This window comes from Stenotrophomonas sp. 05L44_2 (assembly GCF_056665995.1).
In genome coordinates this window covers 1-1,989 of sequence record NZ_JBFTNR010000751.1, presented here as the reverse complement: position 1 = coordinate 1,989, position 1,989 = coordinate 1, and the positions used below count along the sequence as shown (strand labels likewise).

Sequence of the window (1,989 nt, the reverse complement as noted above, 5' to 3'; positions counted from 1 at the left end):
CGCTGGTTCTCCTTGCTGCGCAGGGCCTCGGTGCTGGGAATGCCAAGCAGGCCCTTGTCACCGGCGTTGTTGTACTTGACGTCAATCCGGTCACGGTAGTCGGTGCGGCAGGAGGCATCGGTAAACAACGTCGTGGTCCGGCCGAAGTCGGCGAACACGCGCACCCGTGCCGGCGGAACCGCGCCGCCCGCATAGGCACTGAGGTCTTCCGCCGCCAGCGGGCGTGGGTACATCGCCGGTATCCGCTTGATGAGCTTGTCGATGCATTTCATGGTGATCTTCTGCGCCGCGCTCTTGAGCCTGGCGTAGTCATCGGCCTGCCACGCGCCCAGGGTCGCCCGGTCATCACTGTCGTTGCAGCTGATGATCTCGGCCAGGCTGCCATCGGCGCGGCGCTGCTGGATCGTGCTGGAATGGTTGAGGCGATACAGCGGATCCTTGCGCGTATTGCCCTGGTGTACCAGCACCCAATCWTCTGCACTGAAGCGCAGCGTACTGGTCTGCTTGGGCACAGCGTCGGGTGCATAGCGGAAGTAGCCTCCCACCAGTGCCTTGGCCACATTCGGCATCAGCGTGATGGCGGGGCTGGCCTGGCCCTCGATGATGCTGCCGGGCAGGTGGTTGCGCCGGAAGTAGTCCGGCTCGTTGCCGCTGAACAGCAGGGCCAGTCCCTTTGGTGTGAGCGCCTCGCTGTCATCGGGAGTGACGATGCGCAGTGCCACGTCGGGCGCGTGCAGACGCTTCGATGCGCTGTCCGGGCCGCTCAGGATCTGCACACGCTCGGTCCAGGAGGCGGGGCCATCGCGTTGGGGCACGGGCGTGGCCGATGGCGTGGCCGGTGCTGTGGCAGCGGTAGTCACCAGTGGGGCCAACAGGACGACTGCCAGCAGGGAGGATCGGGCGGGGAGGGCGCGCTGGGCCATGGGCAAGCTCCATGAAAATCGAAACATCCGTGCCGGCCTTTCCCGGCCGGCACGTGGAAAAAAGGGAGTGGCAGAGGTGACGCCGCAGACGCTCAGCCGCGCGCCAGCGCCAGCAGTCGTTCGGCAATGCGCTCCAGCGGCACCTGTTCCTCGGCCGCGCCGAGCTTGAAGGCCGCGCCGGGCATGCCCCAGACCACGCTGGTCGCCTCGTCCTGCACCAGTGTGGGCGCGCCGGCCTGGCGCATTTCCAGCAGGCCGCGTGCACCGTCGTCGCCCATGCCGGTGAGGATCGCGCCGATGGCATTGCCGCCCGCGCTCTGTGCCACCGAGCGGAACAGCACGTCCACCGCCGGCTTGTGCCGGTTCACCGCAGGACCATCGTCGACACGGCAACGCCAGCGTGCACCGTCGCGGATGATCCGCAGGTGCTTGCCGCCCGGAGGGAGGTAGGCGTGGCCGGGCAGCACCGCTTCACCGTCGCTGGCTTCGCGCACGGCCATTGCCGAGTGACGGTCCAGTCGTTCGGCGAAGGCGGTGCTGAAGCTGGCGGGCAGGTGCTGGGTCATCACCACGGCCGGACCGTCGGCGGGCATGCCTTCCAGCACCACGCGCAATGCTTCGGTACCGCCAGCCGACGAGCCGATGGCGATCAGGCGGTCGGTGGTGCGGAACTGCGTTGCTGCCGGGCGCGCGGCAGGGGCGGCATCCAGCGTGAGTTTCGGCGTGGCCACGCGCACCAGCGGGCGCACCCGGGAACGCGCAGCCATCTTCACCTTGGAGATGATTTCATCGGCATAGCCCTGCAGGCCGCGGGCSACGTCGAGCTTGGGCTTGGASAYGAARTCCACCGCGCCCAGGCCCAGTGCCTGCAGGGTGGTATCGGCGCCGCGCTCGGTCAGCGAAGAGATCATCACCACCGGCAGCGGGTGCAGGCGCATCAGGTTTTCCAGGAACGCCAGGCCATCCATGCGTGGCATTTCCACGTCCAGGGTGATCACGTCCGGGGCCAGGCGCTTGATCTTCTCGCGGGCCAGCAGCGGGTCGGCGGCGGTGCCGACCACGTCGA

At 67.9% G+C, this 1,989-nt stretch carries 1 protein-coding gene and 1 pseudogene; both read right to left on the bottom strand.

Annotated elements, in window-relative coordinates:
- Window positions 1-923: pseudogene (locus tag AC1VAN_RS20175) on the bottom strand (hypothetical protein); the annotation flags it as partial.
- Window positions 924-1,015: 92 nt separating this feature from the next.
- A partial coding sequence (locus tag AC1VAN_RS20170) for a protein-glutamate methylesterase/protein-glutamine glutaminase (RefSeq protein WP_480986570.1) occupies window positions 1,016-1,989 on the bottom strand: 974 nt, incomplete at its 5' end.